General features: G+C 60.5%; 17 protein-coding genes and 1 riboswitch. Of the genes, 7 read left to right on the top strand and 10 right to left on the bottom strand.

The features are described from left to right. Positions 1 to 17 precede the first annotated feature (17 nt). Together RlegSU303_RS14500 and RlegSU303_RS14505 are read right to left on the bottom strand one after the other, a co-directional pair. Positions 18 to 986 carry an ABC transporter substrate-binding protein gene (locus tag RlegSU303_RS14500; protein WP_017961128.1) on the bottom strand — a complete coding sequence of 323 codons (969 nt, stop codon included), beginning with the start codon at positions 984 to 986 and terminating at the stop codon, positions 18 to 20. Between the two features lie 156 nt (positions 987 to 1,142). After that, a complete protein-coding gene (locus RlegSU303_RS14505) occupies positions 1,143 to 2,246 on the bottom strand; it encodes an adenylate/guanylate cyclase domain-containing protein (protein WP_131719103.1) in 1,104 nt (367 codons plus the stop codon). Positions 2,247 to 2,452: 206 nt separating this feature from the next. Here RlegSU303_RS14505 and RlegSU303_RS14510 point away from each other — a divergent pair, with 206 nt between their 5' ends. After that, complete coding sequence (locus tag RlegSU303_RS14510) at positions 2,453 to 2,677, top strand: hypothetical protein (protein WP_064651636.1); 225 nt, start codon at positions 2,453 to 2,455, stop codon at positions 2,675 to 2,677. A 115-nt stretch (positions 2,678 to 2,792) separates the two neighbouring features. Here RlegSU303_RS14510 and RlegSU303_RS14515 read toward each other — a convergent pair whose 3' ends face one another. Both RlegSU303_RS14515 and RlegSU303_RS14520 read right to left on the bottom strand, forming a co-directional pair. Beyond that, positions 2,793 to 3,098 (bottom strand): GCG_CRPN prefix-to-repeats domain-containing protein, encoded by a 306-nt coding sequence (locus RlegSU303_RS14515; protein WP_064651638.1) that lies wholly within the window; start codon positions 3,096 to 3,098, stop codon positions 2,793 to 2,795. A 185-nt stretch (positions 3,099 to 3,283) separates the two neighbouring features. Continuing rightward, positions 3,284 to 3,730 carry an SRPBCC family protein gene (locus RlegSU303_RS14520; RefSeq protein WP_131719104.1) on the bottom strand — a complete coding sequence of 149 codons (447 nt, stop codon included), beginning with the start codon at positions 3,728 to 3,730 and terminating at the stop codon, positions 3,284 to 3,286. Positions 3,731 to 3,970: 240 nt separating this feature from the next. After that, a riboswitch (FMN riboswitch) is annotated at positions 3,971 to 4,113 on the top strand. Positions 4,114 to 4,191: 78 nt separating this feature from the next. Between RlegSU303_RS14520 and RlegSU303_RS14525 the strand changes: the two genes are divergently transcribed. After that, on the top strand, positions 4,192 to 4,626 hold the full coding sequence (locus tag RlegSU303_RS14525) for a 6,7-dimethyl-8-ribityllumazine synthase (RefSeq protein ID WP_131719105.1): 435 nt from the start codon (positions 4,192 to 4,194) through the stop codon (positions 4,624 to 4,626). Positions 4,627 to 4,854: 228 nt separating this feature from the next. Further along, positions 4,855 to 5,544: a VOC family protein gene (locus RlegSU303_RS14530; protein WP_027683877.1), complete on the top strand. Its 690-nt coding sequence runs from the start codon at positions 4,855 to 4,857 to the stop codon at positions 5,542 to 5,544. 277 nt (positions 5,545 to 5,821) lie between these two features. Here RlegSU303_RS14530 and RlegSU303_RS14535 read toward each other — a convergent pair whose 3' ends face one another. Both RlegSU303_RS14535 and RlegSU303_RS14540 read right to left on the bottom strand, forming a co-directional pair. After that, positions 5,822 to 6,355, bottom strand: coding sequence for a cytochrome b (locus RlegSU303_RS14535; RefSeq protein ID WP_131719106.1), 534 nt, complete (start codon positions 6,353 to 6,355; stop codon positions 5,822 to 5,824). Further along, the gene (locus tag RlegSU303_RS14540) at positions 6,336 to 6,812 is read right to left on the bottom strand and encodes a MarR family winged helix-turn-helix transcriptional regulator (protein WP_131719107.1); all 477 of its coding nucleotides are present in this window, start codon (positions 6,810 to 6,812) and stop codon (positions 6,336 to 6,338) included. The genes RlegSU303_RS14535 and RlegSU303_RS14540 overlap by 20 nt, the downstream gene beginning before the upstream one ends. 98 nt (positions 6,813 to 6,910) lie before the next feature. Here RlegSU303_RS14540 and RlegSU303_RS14545 point away from each other — a divergent pair, with 98 nt between their 5' ends. Next, entirely contained in the window at positions 6,911 to 7,279 is a 369-nt protein-coding gene (locus RlegSU303_RS14545) for an antibiotic biosynthesis monooxygenase family protein (RefSeq protein ID WP_184500608.1), read from the top strand. Positions 7,280 to 7,403: 124 nt separating this feature from the next. Here the strand turns inward: RlegSU303_RS14545 and RlegSU303_RS14550 are convergent, their stop codons facing one another. Next, positions 7,404 to 8,288, bottom strand: coding sequence for a LysR family transcriptional regulator (locus tag RlegSU303_RS14550; RefSeq protein WP_131719108.1), 885 nt, complete (start codon positions 8,286 to 8,288; stop codon positions 7,404 to 7,406). A 123-nt stretch (positions 8,289 to 8,411) separates the two neighbouring features. Here RlegSU303_RS14550 and ampC point away from each other — a divergent pair, with 123 nt between their 5' ends. Next, on the top strand, positions 8,412 to 9,569 hold the full coding sequence (gene ampC, locus RlegSU303_RS14555) for a class C beta-lactamase (protein WP_131719109.1): 1,158 nt from the start codon (positions 8,412 to 8,414) through the stop codon (positions 9,567 to 9,569). 123 nt (positions 9,570 to 9,692) lie between these two features. Here ampC and RlegSU303_RS14560 read toward each other — a convergent pair whose 3' ends face one another. Both RlegSU303_RS14560 and RlegSU303_RS14565 read right to left on the bottom strand, forming a co-directional pair. Continuing rightward, positions 9,693 to 10,469: a DUF1194 domain-containing protein gene (locus RlegSU303_RS14560; protein ID WP_131628422.1), complete on the bottom strand. Its 777-nt coding sequence runs from the start codon at positions 10,467 to 10,469 to the stop codon at positions 9,693 to 9,695. Positions 10,470 to 10,582: 113 nt separating this feature from the next. Then, positions 10,583 to 11,485, bottom strand: coding sequence for a LysR family transcriptional regulator (locus RlegSU303_RS14565; protein WP_131719110.1), 903 nt, complete (start codon positions 11,483 to 11,485; stop codon positions 10,583 to 10,585). 193 nt (positions 11,486 to 11,678) lie between these two features. On the opposite strand from RlegSU303_RS14565, the gene RlegSU303_RS14570 reads away from it, so the two are divergent. Both RlegSU303_RS14570 and RlegSU303_RS14575 read left to right on the top strand, forming a co-directional pair. Beyond that, positions 11,679 to 12,404: an SDR family NAD(P)-dependent oxidoreductase gene (locus tag RlegSU303_RS14570; protein WP_003541120.1), complete on the top strand. Its 726-nt coding sequence runs from the start codon at positions 11,679 to 11,681 to the stop codon at positions 12,402 to 12,404. After that, entirely contained in the window at positions 12,398 to 12,886 is a 489-nt protein-coding gene (locus tag RlegSU303_RS14575; RefSeq protein WP_131719111.1) for a RidA family protein, read from the top strand. Before RlegSU303_RS14570 ends, RlegSU303_RS14575 begins: the two co-directional genes overlap by 7 nt. 80 nt (positions 12,887 to 12,966) lie before the next feature. Here RlegSU303_RS14575 and RlegSU303_RS14580 read toward each other — a convergent pair whose 3' ends face one another. Continuing rightward, positions 12,967 to 13,506 carry a Pycsar system effector family protein gene (locus RlegSU303_RS14580; RefSeq protein WP_003541124.1) on the bottom strand — a complete coding sequence of 180 codons (540 nt, stop codon included), beginning with the start codon at positions 13,504 to 13,506 and terminating at the stop codon, positions 12,967 to 12,969. Positions 13,507 to 13,606 lie beyond the last annotated feature (100 nt).

The raw sequence follows: 13,606 nt of genomic DNA on the forward strand, positions 1-13,606 counted from the left end.
AGGTCTTTTTCCTGAGCTTAGTTCTGCAGTTCGGCGGGGATCAGCTTGGCGGCCTCCGCTTTGACATCAATGGCCGGGAACGTATCGGGATAGAGATAATGTGCGGCCTCGCGCAGGACGATTTCGCGGGCGATCGGGCCATTGGTCTCGACCCACTGGTCGCCGACATAGAAGACCCGGTTGTTCTTGACCGCCGACAGCTGCGACCAGATCGGATTGCTCTCATGCGGGCGATCCGGGCCGGAATCATAGATGAAGATGACCTCGGGGTCCTTCTCCAGCATGGTTTCGAGGCTGAGATCGATGCCGAATTCACCACCTGGGCTCTTCGGCCCCGGAATATTGTCACCGCCGATTGCGGCGACGATCGAAGCCGAGGTATTTTCCGTGTGGAAGGCGAAAGGTGTTGCGCCGCCCCACATGATCAGGAAGCGGGGATGAACATCCTTCGGCGCCTTGGCTGCGTACTCTGCAAGATGTTTGCGGAAATCGGCATTCAGCTGCTCGCCGCGTTCGGGCTTGCCGAGCAGCATCGAAAGCGCGGCGGTTTCGCTGTAGCTCTCTTCGAGCAGTTCCATATTGTAAGCGACATAGGGCGCGATGTTCTGCAGCTGCGCCGCGTTGCCGACGGTATAGCGGCGGATCGCGATGATCAGGTCCGGCTTGGCTTCGGAAAGAAGTTCCAGATTGGGTTTGGCGCGCTGGCCGATCTGCTTCATCCCGGAGGTCAGGCCAAGCAGGAAGGCAGGCTCGCGGCCTGCCGTCATATAGGTGCTGGCGACCGGCTTGATGCCGAGCGCCAGGGCAACGTCATCGGCGAAATAGGAAATCGAGGCAATGCGCTTCGGCTGCGCCGGGACTTCTACGGTGACGCCGCGGTCGTCCACGATAGATACCTTCTTGCCGTCCTCGGCCTGAGCGCCCCCCGCCATCAGCATTGCAGACAGCCCCAGGGCAGAAAAGAATGTGCGTGTGTATCGAGCCATGTATGAAACCTCCCGTGCGATGTGCGGACAGGCTTTAGTTAAAAAAGCGGAGTTTCACAATCATGATTTTGCGGTGCGATTTCCCGGGTGGACAAAATCGCAACTGGGAGAAACCGTCGCATATCCGACTCCATCGGGCAGTGTCCTGTTGACGGCTCAATCCGCCGGCAGCGTGAACACCGCACAAGGGTCGGCAATGCCGCGCAAGATATGCTCTCCGAGCGGCGTCAGCGCCGTCGCCGTATTCGCTGCCACCGCGCCCGAGATCAGCACGCTTCGGCGGAGCGGCTTGCAGAGCCCTTCCAGCCGGCTGACCAGATTGACCGCAGGGCCGATGGCGGTGAAATCCAGCCGGTCGGCAGCACCAATATTTCCCCACAGGATTTCGCCGAAATGCAATGCTGCGCCGAAGGGCAGCGGCGCCAGCCCCTGCGCTTGGCGCACCTGGTCGAGATGGGCCATGCCGGCACGGCTCGCGGCAACCGCGCGAAGGGCGGCCTCGCAGGCCTCGCGATCCCCTCGGCCAGCGTCTGCCTCGACCGACGCAGCCGTGACCGGAAAGATCGCCAGCACACCGTCGCCCATGAATTTCAGCACCTCGCCGCCGAAGGCGTGCACGGCGCCTGCCACACGATCGAACCAAGCGCCCAATGTGGCGATCATTGCGTGCGGCTCGGTCACCTCCGAAAGCGCGGTGAAATCGCGCAGATCGGCGCAGAGAAGAGCGGCACGGATGGTCTCGCCGGTGCCGCGGGCAAGCTCGCCGGCCTGCACCCGGGCGGCACTACGCCGGCCGAGATAGGCTTCGAGCAGAGCTGCCTGCGCCTCCCGCGCCGCGAGCGCTGCGAGTGGTGCGGCGGCAAAACGCGCAACCTCGCGCAGCCGGTCGGCGTCGGCCGGAGCGAATGCGCCCGCCCCTGCCCGGTTGTCGATACCCGCCCAGCCGAGCATGGGACTATCCTGCGAAGGCCCTATTCGCTCCTCCCATACCGGCCCGAGCCCGGTCAGCCAGTCGCGCCCGGCCTCGCTCTGCGGAGCCGCGGCAAAGGCCAGCGCCTCGATGACAGCACCGGTCTCGGCCCGCCACAACCAGGTGCGCCGCGCAATGATCGGATGCGGCACCGAAAGCGTCAGCGTGCCGCCGGAAAGCGGCAGTCCGTCGGCCAGCAGCCGGCGCCCGAGCTCGGCCAGAAACCGTTCGGGACCATGCGAGGCTCCGGCCTCGTCAACCAGCCAGGCAAGGGGAGACGGCAAATCCATGGCTTAACATCGCACGCTCCCCGGGGCGGCCGCAAGGACATCCCCGGAGTGACCGCTTGCGGTCATCCCCGGGTTCGAAAAAGGGACGTCCGCATCGCCTGTCGAAAACCATTCGGCGCGGTGGAAAACAAAAAATAAACACTTTAAACTTGCGCGACTTTGATTCCATTATAGGGCCGTTCGTCATCGTGTGATTGAGGGGTACGATGGGCACGATATTCTGGCCGAAAGATCCGCTGGATGGGAATGACATGACGCTGCTGACGTCGATCCTTCGGCGATGGTGCGAAAGATATCAGGTCGAGCTGACGGCAGAGGAGAGCAGCCGCAAGGCGAAGGAACTCGTCGAATGGTTCGAATTCGGCGTCAAGGATCCCGTCGAACTCGAGGAGCTGATCGACGACAAGCACTGGCTCGTCGGCAGGATCTGACCCTCTCGGGCAAATCGGGAGAACGCTGGCTGTCAGCGTCGGCGAAGCTGTTTCATTAGAAAAGGCCGGGCGAAAATCGCTCCGGCCCTCGACCATCTCCATCTAAGCAAGACCCTTAGTCATCCCGCCAACGACGGTCGCGATCCCAACGCCGCTCATGGCGCCAGCGCGGGCCATCCCAATCCCGGTGACGCCGCTCCCAGCCCCAGCGGGGCGGACCACCGTAGAAAGCGACCGGCGGCGGGCGGCGCCAGTTTCGCCGGCATTCGCCCCAGCGCGTCAAATGCCAGCCGCGACCGCAGGCGTAGTCGACCGTTGTGATATTGCTCTGAACATTGATTGTCCCCATCGGCATCGCCTGCGCTGTGCCGAACGAGAGGCTGCCAGCGAGCAAGGCAGCCGCGATAGAAAGTGCCTTCATCGAGAACTCCATTTCAATCCAGCCGTCCACACCTTATGACCGCCAAATTGAACTGGAGATGAACTGTGCGTTCATGTTTGAGGGAGAAAAAGAAGCGCTTCCGCACGGCCGGTCTGAGCGCTCGCCGACCGCTGTTGTCGCAACGGCAAGGGCTTCTGAGCCGCGCGGCCGCCGCCAAAAATTGTTCATGTCCTGCCGTAAAAAGGATCGGGACCCGGATCACCCCCAGCGGCGACCTCGGTCAGCCGTCCGAGATAATGTGCCCAGCCCTCCGCATGGCCGGCGCATTGCTCGGCGCTCGGCAGGCCGCTATGGGTGAGCCGCAGCAGCGTTCCGCCTCCCTGTTCGATTAGATCGATCTCGACCAGGCTCGACCCCGGCGGCACCACCTCGCTGCCGTCCCAGCCGAAGCTGTAGGCAAGGCGATGAACCGGCACCACCTCACGAAACGAGCCGCGCGCGAAGCGGGCGCCGGTAACGTTGACGAGATAGAGCCCGCCGGGCTGCGGCTCGACCTGCGCCTCCGTTCCCATCCAGCGCAGGATCTTTTCCGGGTCGGTCATCAACGCGAACACCGCGGCCGGCGGTGCGGCGATATGCGCCTCGCGGTGAACGACGAAAGATTCTGGCATAACTCTCTCCCATGGTTGTCACGGCCCCGCCCGGGCGGAGACAGCGCGTCCTGTCTTGTCGTGCTTCTGACGTGCATGTCCTCACCGAGAGCATGTAGGCGCAAGCCCCTCCTCCGCAAGAGGGATTGCCCGTCGCCATCGACGAACGAACGGAATCGCCGCTTAGGGAGCCCTGATCTAGCTCCGGCCGCGAATGCATTTCGACCTATTGCCAGCCCGTCACCTTCCCCCTATTGTTCGCGCCGTTCTCAGGGCGGGGTGCAAGTCCCTACCGGCGGTATGCAATTTAGATTGCGAGCCCGCGAGCGCCTTCTCCGGAAGGGTCAGCAGATCAGGTGAGATGCCTGAGCCGACGGTCATAGTCCGGATGAAAGAGAACGTGCGTTCCTGCCGCCCTTGCGGCTGTCGGGGACGTTCGTGATCGCCTTGGGTGATGTGTCTGTTCGCCAAAGGAGATTACCGTGACACCCACCCGCTACGCCTTCGTCAAAGCCAGCTGGCACGCCGACATCGTCGACCGCGCCCTTGACGGCTTCCATCAGCTTATTCCGCCAGAGCAGATCGACGTGTTCGATGTTCCCGGCGCATTCGAGATGCCGCTGCTGTCGCGCGATCTTGCGGCAAGCGGACGCTATGCCGCTGTCATTGCCGCCGCCTTCGTCGTCGACGGTGGAATCTACCGCCACGAATTCGTCGCCCAGGCCGTCGTCGATGGGCTGATGCGCGCCGGCATGGATACCGGTGTGCCGGTGCTGTCGGTTTCGCTGACGCCGCATCAATATCAGGAAACCGAGCACCACAAGCAGATCTACCGCGCACATTTCGTCGAGAAAGGCCGCGAAGCAGCAAAGGCGGCTCTGACGATCGGCAAAACCCGCGCTGCTCTCGCCGCGTAGGAACTTCCCGCAGGTGGCGGGGAACAGGCCCCGCCGCCTCATCGGATCGAGCTGACTTTTAGCAACCCGCGCGGATCGAGAGCGACGCGCCTTGCGTCGCAGCGGAATCCGCCACTACCGGCCAAATCAGACAGAATAATTGATTCGACGGCCTCACCGCGCTGTGGTCCACTGGCCGGCGACATGTATCGCCATTCTTAACGCATCCAAAACGCCAAGGAGCTGAAGATGAGCAATGCCATGCGCAGTGAAACCCCCATTGAGACCCCGAGAACACAGCCCGTCGACACCAAGCTCGAGGTGGTCGTCATCCCCGTTTCCGACGTCGACCGCGCCAAACGTTTTTACGACGGCCTGGGCTGGCGGCTCGACGCCGACTTCGCCAATGATGCCGATTTTCGGGTGATCCAGTTTACGCCGCCGGGCTCCGGCTGCGCGATCATCTTCGGCAAGAACGTCACGGCTGCCGCCCCCGGCTCCGCCCAGGGCCTCTACCTCGTCGTCTCCGACATCGAGGCTGCCCGCCGCGATCTGATCGCCCGCGGCATCGAAGTCAGCGAAGTCTTCCATGATGCAGCCGGCGTCTATGCCGGCAAGGACGAACCATACCTGTTCGGGCGGCTCCGCATTGCCGGCCGCGATCCCGATCACCGCAGCTATCGCTCCTTTGCCTCCTTCAAGGATCCCGATGGCAACGGCTGGCTGTTCCAGGAAGTCACCACGCGCCTGCCGGGACGCATCGACGCCGACGGGACGACATTCACCACCTCGACCGATCTCGCGTCAGCCATGCGCCGTGCGGCGACCGCGCACGGCGAACACGAGAAGCGAAACGGCGGCAAACACGACGAGAACTGGCCGGACTGGTACGCCGAATACATGGTCAGCGAACAGGCCGGCAAGCAGCTGCCCTTATAGGCAAGGGCGGCGGCATCACGCAGACGGTGACATCATTTGAGAAGCGTCTCGGCGGGCAACAGCGCGGCGCTTCATCGCGCCTTCTAGGCACACAGCGGTCACGCGTCGAGCCGATCCCGGTGACCGTTGATCGTCGAATTGGGCGTGGCACTGGCCGGCTTCTTGCCGGTTTGGCGATTTGTGTCTCCTGGGGCAGGCCCGAACGCGTCCCCCCGACAGATCTTCGCGAAGCCAAACATTAGACATCGAGCCATTAGACATCGACCGCGGCGGGATCTCAGCCGCCATACCACATCCGCCGCAACAGGTGATCGCCGCGGACAAACTGGTGATAGAGCGCGGCGCCGGCATGGAAAACCAGCAGGCCGACAAGCAGGAAGGCGCCGAACCCATGCGGGCCACGCGGCGGATAGGCGGTGAAATCAGGCAGCGTGGCGCCGGCTGCCCCGAAGACGGCGGAAGCAGCACCGCTGAGGATCATCATTCCGATGCCGCTGGCGACCATGCCGAGAATGAAGATGTAGAAGGCGACGTGAACAAAGCCCGCCAGCCGCTCCTGCCAGCGAGGCGATGCCGGCACCGGCGCAGGCTTGCGATCGAAACGCCACCACCAGACAATGCGAAGAGCAGTCAGAAGCAGGATGACGATCGCCACCGGAATGTGGAAGCGCAGCAGCCCGACCTTGGTCGCGGCATCCATGGCATTGGCAGCCCGGAAGCCGGAGCCGAGCAGCGCCAGGATCAGAACCGCACTCAGCCAGTGGATCGAGACCGCTATTGCGCCATATCGATCAGGCCTGCTCTTCAACATCTCCATTTCCTTCCAGTTTGCTGCGCAGCGCCCTCATGACGGCACGCGTGGTTTTGAGATCCTCGACCTGAAGCCCTTCCGCGAGCATGTCGACCCAGGGGGCCTGCAGGCGCATGGCGGTTTCATATGCCTGCTTTCCCCTGTCCGTCAGCACGACGAGCTGTGCCCGTCGGTGGTGCGGGTTGGGCTGGAACGCCAGAAGCCCTTCCTTCTCCAGATCGTTGACGATGCGCTGGACGTTCTGGCGGTTGGCCCCCATGTCGCGCGCCAGCCATGCGACCGGTTGTGGCCGGCCTGCTGTGATGACGGTGCCGAGGACATGCCAGCGGGCGCTCGTCAGACCGAGCCCGTCGACGAGCTTGTCTCCCGCGTTGATCATCCGGTTATTGAGCCGAAAGAGATCCAGAATGAGGTCGGTCAAAGCTGTTCCGGCCGGGGTCCGTTGGGGTTCGTGCATTTGTCACCATGTATCTATATTGACATCATAATGTCAAATTGAATATGTATCCGTATCACCAGATTGACATCATGTAACCAAATCAGATGGAGTCGACCATGTCGCTTATGCGCCCGATGGACCCTGCCTTTCCGATCGATCGTCAAATCGTAATCGATGCCTCCGCCATCGTCCTTATCAACCTCTTCACGCTCGACAAGGCCGACGAGCAGGCCTTCCTTGATGCCTGGCAGGCCGATGCGGCCTTCATGAAACGGCAGCCTGGCTTCATTTCAACCCAGATGCATCGCGCCATCGGCGAAAGCCCTGCTTATCTCAATTATGCCGTCTGGGAATCGACCGCCGACTTCCGGGCGGCATTCTCGCATCCGGAGTTTCGGGCGAAGCTCTCGGCCTATCCGTCCTCGGCGGTCGCCTCACCGCATCTCTTCCAGAAGGTCGCCGTGCCGGGCATCTGTGTGGCGTAAGCAAAGCGGCGGCGGTGGAGCATGACGGAGGAGTTCCCTTACCCAACGGGCTAAAGGGCAGGAACCCTGACGCCCGAGTCCTTGAGCGTCGGGGGGATCTCGGCCTGCGGCTCGCCGGAAGCCGTCATTGAGATGCGGGAGGAATCTGCGACGTTATCCAATCGGAAAATGCGAGCATGGCCGCTGTTGGCGGTCTCGATTGCAGTCGGGTTAGCCAGTAGCTCCCCAACGATATGGTCGCAGGAAAAGGCTGTTTTATAGCCCCCGAGGATAGATGTCTGGAAAACATCGACGGCGGCGCCAGAGCGATCCCCAGTCCTTGCAAGGCGGCCTCCATCATGGCGAGGGAAGAGTCGAAGACGATACCGGCGTTTATCTGCGCCGCCGGCGGAACGTTCGCTGCGGCAAACCAGGTGCTCCACTCATCCGCTCGATAGCTCCGCAAAAGCGTCGCCTCGACCAGATCTGCAGGCGACCTTAAACGCTCGGCCAATTTGGGTGTGCACAGAGGAGAGAGCGGAGCGTCGAACAGACGTAGCGCCTCTGTGCCGTGCCAGGAGCCGCTGCCGAAGCGAATGGCAAAGTCCAGTCCCTCGGCCGCCATATCGACGCGATTATTGTTTGTCGAAACGCGTACATCGATGAACGGGTGCTGCTGTTGAAAATACGAAAGCCTTGGCAACAACCAGCCGACAGCAAACGTCCCCACCACGCCCAGGAACAGCAATTCCCGAACCTGCCCGGCTTCGATCCGGTCCAGCGTGATCGCCATTTGATCGAAGGAATTGGTCAAGGTCGGCAAAAGAGCTTCGCCTTCTGCAGTAATTTTCAAACCTCTTGGGAGACGCTGAAAAAGCGCAGCCCCCAATCGCTTCTCCAGGCTTTTGACCTGCTGGCTGACAGCCGCCTGGGTAACGCAAAGCTCGATCGCAGCCCGGGTGAAGCTGAGATGTCTTGCCGATGCTTCGAAGGCCCTCAAGCCATTCAAGGGGAGGAATTGCCGAACCATCTTAGCCCTAGATTTTCTTGGATCTCCTCCGAGATATCATCGTTTGCTGCCGCAAAACAGTGCCATTAAATGCCGTCTTCATGCGCCTTTGCGCTGATGAAGCTGCTTTTAGAGGATGAAGAAATGACGCGTGATTGGATAGGAATTCTATCGGCCGCATTGGTCTCGACATGCATTTCCACAAGTGGCTTTGCGGCTGACGAGCTGAAACTGAAAGCCATCTCGGACGCCGCGATAAAACCAATCATGGATAAATACGGCATTCCGGGCATGGCCGTTGCCATCACCGCTGACGGACAGAACCACATCTTCAACTACGGCGTCGAGTCGAAGGACACGGGCAGGCCCGTCACCTCGGCGACCATGTTCGAACTGGGATCGATCAGCAAAACCTTTACAGTCACCCTCACCTCCTACGCAGACGTGACCGGCCGACTTTCGCTGTCGGACAAGGCAAGCAAATATCTTCCGTCGATGAAGGGAAGGCCCTTCGGCGATGTCGTCCTGATGGATTTGGGCACCCATACGGCTGGTGGATTTCCGCTGCAAGTTCCCGATGAAGTCAAAACCGAAAAGCAACTGATGGAGTATCTCGCAAGCTGGAAACCATCATATGCCGCCGGAACGCACCGAACATACGCCAATCCAAGCATTGGCGCGCTCGGATATATAACGGCAAAAAGCATGGGCAACGACTTCGCAGCTCTTATGGAAGAGCAATTGTTTCCTTCTCTCGGGTTGACGAGCACGTATATCAATGTGCCGAAATCGAAAATGGCCGACTATGCCCAAGGCTACAAGCGAAGCGGTGAGCCGGCTCGGATGACAACCGCTACTCTTTCGTCCGAGGCCTATGGAGTGAAATCCACAGCAGGCGACATGATCCGGTTCATCGACGCGAATATGGGACTGGTCGAACTGGACGATAAGCTCCAGCAGGCGATCAAGAATACGCACACGGGATACTTCGATGTCGGTGCGATGACCCAGGACCTTATTTGGGAACAGTATTCCTATCCTGCGACATTGACGACGTTGATGGACAACAATTCCAGCGCGATGCTCAAGACCATTCCCGTCAAGCAACTGATGCCGGCAATGAAACCGCGCGACGATGTCTGGATCAATAAAACCGGCTCAACGAATGGTTTCGGCGCATATGTCGCGTTCGTCCCGAAAGAGCGCGTTGGTATCGTCATTCTGGCCAACAAAAACTATCCCAACGAGGACCGCGTCTCCGCCGCTTACCAGATACTGACTGATATAATTTCGGCGCGCTGATCCGGTAGAGCATGATGCCGAAAAGTGTGCGCGGTTTTCGGACGACATCATGCTCTAACTATGTAATTCAGAACAGGATTGAGATTTTTAGGCCGAGCCGGCCTAAAATCACCTGTTCTGGCATCAACGGTCGAAGATGTCCCGCCATTGCTTCTCACCGATCAGGCAGTCGGCACCCGCCTCGGCGCCGGCTGTTTTCTGCACGGTCGCCGGCGGGGAAATGCCGCTGATCTCCAGCACCAGCTTGCGGCGCACGGCAACGGCGAAATCCTCGATTTTGCGGACCGGCAGCACGAAGGCGCCGGGACCGCCGATCACGCAATCCGCATAATATTTATCGAGCCCGTTGGGCGCATCGGATGGCCGCAGCATGATGGCGAGGCCATTGATGATCATGCCGGCTTCTACCGCCTTGTCGCGGGCGGGGGTGACGGGATCGCCGGAATTGTTCGGCCCATCGCCGGAGACATCGATCACCTGCCGCCTGGACTGAAAGGGACTGGAAACGATCATGCTGGCGCCCTGGGCGATCGCGGTGGAGATCGATGTGCGCCGCTGCGTGGCAATCGGCCGGGCTTCGAGTTTATCGGCAAAAGCAATCGCATCCTCTTCCGTCTCGATCACCTGCCAGTCGATGACGGAATCCTGGACGACATAACCTGCCCATTCGAAATAGCTGATGGCGATGCGGCCGGTCAGCCCGCCCTTCACCGCGTCGATGAATTCCTTGTGCTTGAGCGCTTCGACATAACCCTCGCGCTGGATGCCGATCTCCTCGAAGTCCATCGACCGCGAGGTGTCGACGGCAAGCACGAGGGTCACATCGACCTCGCTTCCCCCCGCCTGCGCGATGGGGACGAGGCCGGAAAGACCCATAAGCACCGCAAGTGTCGTCAGCATTGGCAATCCAATCCCTGCGCCATCCAAGCCAGCGAACTCTAACACAGCTTGGCCGGGGGAGGACGCTCGCCCACGCGCACGGCTTCAATTTTCGGTGATGGAATCGGAAGCCTTCAATGCAAGGGAAGCCACAAGGGGGTCTTCCATGCTTTCAACGCCTCGAGAAAGACCTGCAATCGGGCGGGCAGGAAGCGGCGCGTGGGATAGACGGCGTGCACGAAAATTTCCTCGGACGACCAGTCCGGCAGCAGGCGGACGAGTTCGCCTCTTCTGATCTGTTCGTCGCAATAGGTCGAAGGCAGCAGGCCGATGCCGTGTCCGCGGTAGGTGAAGGCGCTCACCGCATCGAAATCCCGGCTCGATACCGGCCCCGACACATGCAGGCGAACCGATTTGCGACGGCTCACGAGATGCCATTCCGCCTCGCCGTTGCGGCCGTTCAAGAGCACGCACTGATGGTCCTTCAAGTCTTCGGGCTTCAAGGGAAGCACCCTGCCCTTCAGATAGTCCGGTGCGGCGACCAGATAGCGCACGCTCTTGCCGAGCCGCTGCGCCACGATGGAGGAATCCTTAAGTTCGCCGAAGCGGATGCCGAGATCGACATTCTCGGCGATCAGATCGAGAAACAGGTTGGTGATGAAGAGGTCGATCTGGATATTGGGATAGGTCTTCAGGAAGGATGAGATGAATTCGTAGAAGACCTCCTGTCCGAAGATCACAGGCACCGAGATCTTCAGCAAACCTTCCGGTTTTTTCTGTGTCTCGGTGAGCGCCTGCTCGGCATCGAGGAGATGGGCGAGCGGTTCGCTGCACTTGTTGAAATAGGCCTGGCCCTGCGCGGTCAGGCTCAGCTTGCGGGTCGTCCGCTGCATGAGCGTCACGCCGAGTTGCTCCTCCAGCGACGTCACCTTCCGGCTGACGGTCGATACCGGCATGCCGAGGGAATGGGCAGCACGGCTGAAGCTGCCATACTGCGCCACCTTCACGAAAACGGCGATGTCGTTCAGATCGGCCATGCGCCGATTTTTGCATGGATGCAAAAGAGAATCCAGATATTTCCATCTAATCAGGTAATGGAGTTTTCGCCATATTCACCTTGCGAAAACAACCACAACCGATGGAGGCGCATTCGCAGCAGCCCCATCTCGAGCGACCCCGCCTTTGCAACCGCAAGGCCCGCGTTGCCCGAACCAGATTATGGAGATCAGCATGACTACGAGAAAAACAGTCATCGTCACGGGCGCCTCCCAGGGTATCGGAGCCGGCCTCGTCAACGCCTTCATCCAGCGCGGCTACAATGTCGTCGCTACCTCGCGCCAGGTCAGCGCCTCGGAGGCTTTCCAAGCCTCGGACAGGCTGGCGCTCGTCGATGGCGACATCGGCGATGCCGAAACCGCAGCGCGGGTGGCAAGGACAGCAATCGACCGCTTCGGCTCGATCGACGCACTCGTCAACAATGCCGGCATTTTTCTAGCCAAGCCGTTCGTCGAGTTTACGATGGCCGACTTCCAGAAATTGTCCTCGACCAATCTCGAAGGCTTCATCCACCTGACCCAACAGGTCGTCAGGCAGATGCTCGCGCAGAAAACGGGCGGTAGCGTCGTCAGTATCACCACGCCATTGACCGATCATCCGATCGCCGGCTTCTCCGCCTCAGTCTCGATGATGACAAAGGGCGGTATCAACGCCATCTCCAAGAACCTGGCGATGGAATATGCGAACGAGAAAATTCGCTTCAATATCGTCGCTCCCGGTGTGGTGGACACGCCGTTGCACAAAGACAACCCGAAGGACTTCCTGAGCACTCTGTCGCCGATGGCAGGCATTTCCAATGTCGAGGAGATTGCCGATGCGGTCGTCTTCCTCACCGAAGCTCCGCGTGTCACCGGGGAGGTGCTGCACGTCGACGGCGGCGCACATCTGGGCAAATGGTAGACCATGCGAAAGCTGAGGCAGCCGGCGCGGAACGGCGGCTGCAGGAACTCGGCATCACGCTTCCCCCGCCGCCGACACCCTTGGGCGCGTATGTCGAGGCGGTCAGAACCGGCAAGCTGGTCTTCTTCAGCGGTATGCTGCCGGTCGTCGACCGCAAGCCTCGCCATATCGGCCGCGTCGGCGGCGCGCTCACGGCCGAAGACGGCAGAAAGGCCGCCGAGACAGCGACCCTTAGCGCCCTTGCGGCCGCCAGGGAATATCTCGGTTCGCTGGACAGGGTGGCGAAGGTCGTCAAGCTCGGCGTCTACATCGCCACCGAAGGCGATTTTCGCGACCACCCAAAGGTCGCCGACGGGGCATCCGAAATGCTGCTCCAGGTCTTCGGCGAAGACAAACTCTCCGGCCGAATCGTCCTCGGCGTGTCCAGCCTGCCGTTAGGCGTGCCGATCGAGCTCGAGCTCGTTCTCGAAATCGAAGATTGAACAGGGGGGCGCGCCTCGGCGCGCCCTGCATTTTTGGCCGCCTGCGCTCAGCGCATTCGCTGGCTTCGCCGCTTACTCCCTCACACGGCAATCAACAGCAGCACATAGGCGATCACGCTTACCATCAGCCCACGAAACGCGAAGGTGACGCAGCGGTATTTGTTGCGGGCAATAGCCGATAGAATGTTGGCGTTTTCGAGATACTGGTCGAAGAGGTAGCGCTCGTCACGGCGAAGCGCGGCCTCGAAGAACATATCGCGATGATCAGGCCAGGCGCCCCAGAATAGCGAGGTGGAGGTGCCGAGACGCCGCGGCAGCACAACAAGAATTGCCGACAGGATCGAGAAGACCGAGGCTGCCGCAAGCAGGCCTGAGAACAGCATGCTGCCCGGCGTGCCGCCGGTGTAACGCGTCAGGCTGAAAACGGCCCTCACCTCGCTGGAGCTCACCAGAAAGGCGAGCATGAAAGTAAAAATATAGGCAGCCTTTTGGTCGGATATCTTGATCTGATCATAAAATATGTCGTTGATTTTCTTGATATGATCGAAATACTCAGTGCTGACGTCGCCGCTCGATGGCTTGCTCAGCATAACCTCAGGTGCACTTTCAAATTCGCTCACGTGAATACTCCGCCATCAAGTGTTTCCCTGATATTACACTTGACGACGAAAGCAAGAACACGTGTGCAACATGCTTGACTTTTCCACTCTGCACGGACAA

This window comes from Rhizobium sp. SU303 (assembly GCF_021052345.1).
Lineage (GTDB): Bacteria > Pseudomonadota > Alphaproteobacteria > Rhizobiales > Rhizobiaceae > Rhizobium > Rhizobium laguerreae.